This is a genomic window from Dethiosulfatibacter sp. (genome assembly GCF_983023055.1).
Map to the genome: position 1 here is coordinate 1 of NZ_CEZJXU010000255.1, position 3,717 is coordinate 3,717.

Annotated in this window: 2 protein-coding genes; both read left to right on the top strand. The window is 37.5% G+C overall.

The features are described 5' to 3' along the window. Positions 1-1,678: sigma-54-dependent Fis family transcriptional regulator (locus AC3AX0_RS09155; RefSeq protein ID WP_487549993.1), on the top strand; the 1,678-nt coding region annotated here is incomplete at its 5' end. 201 nt (positions 1,679-1,879) lie between these two features. After that, positions 1,880-3,670: an aldehyde ferredoxin oxidoreductase family protein gene (locus tag AC3AX0_RS09160; RefSeq protein WP_487549994.1), complete on the top strand. Its 1,791-nt coding sequence runs from the start codon at positions 1,880-1,882 to the stop codon at positions 3,668-3,670. The last annotated feature ends 47 nt before the right edge of the window (positions 3,671-3,717 follow it).

Below are 3,717 nucleotides of genomic sequence, written 5' to 3' on the forward strand. Positions count from 1 at the left end.
AATACTAAATGATGTAAATGGATGTATTTTGAATATAATAGGAAATAATGAAATGCTTAAAAAAGCTTTTAATTCGGCATTGGTTCCAGGAGCCTATATGGGTGAAGAGTATATTGGAACAAATGGTATGGGTACATGTATTTACGAAGGAAGGCCGCTACAGGTTTCAGGGGAAGAGCATTATATAAAGGTCTTCCACCAATGGACTTGTTCTGGAGCGCCAATAAGAAATCATAAGGGTGAAATCATAGGATGTATTGATCTTACTGGGGACAAAGAACTTGTAAATCCCCATACCCTTGGAATGGTAGCTGCTTCTGCAAATGCTATTGAAAGCATGATGAAGATTAGGAGATATACTGAGAAACTGTCAATGAATAAGAGCTATATGGAATCAATAATGAACTCGTTTCAGGCTGCAGTGTTTTCAGCTGATTTTGAGGGTAATCCTAAACTTATAAATGAAAATACTTCTGAAATGTTTGGTTACGATATGGAGGAGCTTAGAAAAACAAATGTATCCGACATTATACTGGATTGGGAAAGAATAAGGGATACTGTTGAAAATAATGATAGTATCTTCCAGGAAGATGTGTATGTAAATGTAAAGGTAAATAAGATGGAGGTAAACCTGAGTGCTTACCCCATTAATGATAAATCAGGCAAACCTATGGAAATAGTTTTTGTAATCAAGGATGTAAAAAAGCTTAGGAAGCATGCAACTAGGGTTATGGGTTCCAAGGCCATATACACCTTCGACAAAATAATAGGTGAAGACAAAGGTTTTATAAAAACCATCGAGTTCGCCAAGAAAATCGCTGATTCAAAATCAACAGTTCTAATTATGGGTGAAAGCGGAACGGGAAAGGAAATATTTGCACAGTCCATTCAAAATTACAGCAATAGAAGGAATGAGCCTTTTGTTGCACTCAACTGTGGAGCAATTCCGAAGAATCTTATAGAGTCCGAGCTTTTCGGATATGTTGGAGGAGCTTTCACTGGAGCTAAGCAAAGTGGACATCCTGGTAAATTTGAAATAGCAGATGGAGGAACAATCTTTCTTGATGAGATAGGTGAAATGCCTATAGACCTTCAAACAAGGCTTCTACGTGTAATTGAAGAGGGTGTGGTAAGAAGGGTAGGGTCTTCGGATGAAAAACCTATAGACATAAGGGTTATTGCAGCAACAAATAAAAATCTGAAGGAAGAGGTTGAAAAAGGAAATTTCAGAAAGGACCTTTATTATCGTCTCAATGTTTTGCCATTAAGACTTTCTCCTCTTAAGGAAAGGGCGGGGGATATTCCTCATCTTTTCGAATATTTTATGAAGAAAAAATCGCATAAGCTTAACAAGAGAGAAGTTTCAATACCTGAAGAATATATGAGTTATCTTATGGATTATGAATGGCCTGGAAATATAAGAGAACTTGAAAATATTGTGGAACTCATAATCAACACTGAATCTCTCCCTTCCAATATAGGTTCTAAGTTGGGAATTATATATAGTGGAGATGAAATCATGGGCGAGGATATTACACTGGATATCATGGAAAGACTCCATATTGAAAAGATTTTGAAAAAATATAAAGGAAATATAACAAAAACATCAACGATTTTGGGAATAAGCAGGAACACCCTTTATAGAAAGATGGAAAAATACGGTGTAAATGTTCAGTAATGGAACAGTGTGATGAAATGGAGCGGGGTACATTGATTAATAATGATCAATAATGAAACAATGGATATTGTTAATTAATGTACAAACTTTGATTTTGTCTGGAAGTGTTTCAATATAACGTTTTAAATGAAAATCCAATTTATTATATGACTGGCATGTTTATTGCAATAATCTCTTATATAAATCATAGGAGGTTTTTTTATGTTTGGATATAATGGTAAGATTTTGAGAATTAACTTGAAAGCCGGAACACACAAAGTGGAAGAACTTGATTTGGAAATGGCAAAGAAATTTATCGGTGGAAGAGGACTTGGTACCAAAATAATGATGGATGAAGTAGATCCTAAAGTGGATCCATTAAGCCCTGAAAACAAACTTCTTGTAGTAACTGGACCTATGACAGGAAACCCCGTAGCAACTGGTGGAAGATACATGGTAGTAACAAAATCACCTCAGTCAGGAACTATTGCTTCCTCCAACTCAGGTGGAAAATGGGGTGCAGAACTAAAATTTGCAGGATATGATGTTATCATATTTGAAGAAAAAGCAGAAAATCCTGTATATGTAAGCATTGAAGATGACAAGGTTGAGATTCTTCCAGCTGATGATCTTTGGGGAACAGTAGTTTCAAAAACTACAAAAATACTTAAAGAAAAACATGTCAAGGGTTGCAAAATCATGACTATTGGACCAGCGGGAGAAAATCTATCAGAAATGGCGGCAATAATGAATGATGAAGATAGAGCGGCAGGAAGATCCGGAGTTGGTGCTGTAATGGGTTCGAAAAACCTTAAGGCTGTAGTTGTAAAGGGTTCAAATAAGCCTATGGTACCAGATATGGAAAAAATCAAAGAAATGAATAAAGCCCAGTTGGCTAGAATAAAAGAAAATGGAGTTACAGGATCGGGACTTCCTACATATGGAACTGCAGTTCTTGTGAATATATTAAATGAGCTTGGAAGTCTTCCTACTGATAATTTCCAGAAAGCTCAATTTGGAGATGCAGAAGCAATAAGTGGTGAAACTCTAGCTGAAAAATATCTTGTTAAGAATACTGCATGCTACAGATGTCCCATAGCCTGTGGACGACTTGTAAACATGGGAGACAAACAGGTCGGAGGACCTGAGTATGAAACTCTCTGGGCATTTGGTTCAGACTGTGGCATAAGCAACATGGAAGCGATCATTGAAGCCAACTATTGGTGCAATGAAATGGGTCTTGATACTATATCTGCAGGATCTACCATAGCAGCTGCAATAGAACTGAAGCAAAAAGGATATATCAAAGAAGAAGACCTTGATGGTCTGAAACTTGAGTTTGGAAATGAAACAGATATTGCAGAATGGGTGAAAAGAATGGGCTACAGACAGGGACTTGGAGACAAGATGGCTAAAGGCTCTTACAGACTTACTGACGGATACGGAGTTCCTGAATTATCAATGACTGTCAAAAAACTTGAAATTCCTGCCTACGACCCAAGAGGAGTACAGGGACAGGGACTTCAGTACGCTACCTCAAACAGGGGCGGATGTCACGTAAGAGGATACCTTATTTCTCCAGAAGTTCTCGGCATTCCAGAGCAGCTTGACAGGTTTGCTCTTGAAGGAAAAGAAAATTGGACAAAGACATACCAGGATCTTACAGCTTCCATAGACTCGTTGGGAGTGTGTCTATTTACTTCATTTGCCCTTGGTGCTGGCGACTATGCAGATATGTACAATGCTATTTGTGGTACTGATTTGACTGGAGACGACATACTTGAAATAGGAGATAGAATTTGGAATATTGAAAAAATATTCAACCTTGAAGCGGGTATATTGTCAGAAGAAGATACTCTTCCTAAGAGACTTCTTGAAGAGCCTATTCCTGAGGGCCCTTCAAAAGGATGGGTACACAAACTTCCGGAAATGCTTCCAAAGTACTACAAGCTTAGAGGTTGGGACGTGAATGGAATCCCAACTAAGGAGAAGTTAAAAGAACTTGGGATTTAGAGACTGAAAAATTAAATAAAATCACATAAAGTGTAAAACCACCTTAC

Excerpts from the sequence above, each read along its gene's own strand:
- AC3AX0_RS09160 (WP_487549994.1), top strand. The coding sequence starts at position 1,880 with ATGTTTGGATATAATGGTAAGATTTTGAGAATTAACTTGAAAGCCGGA.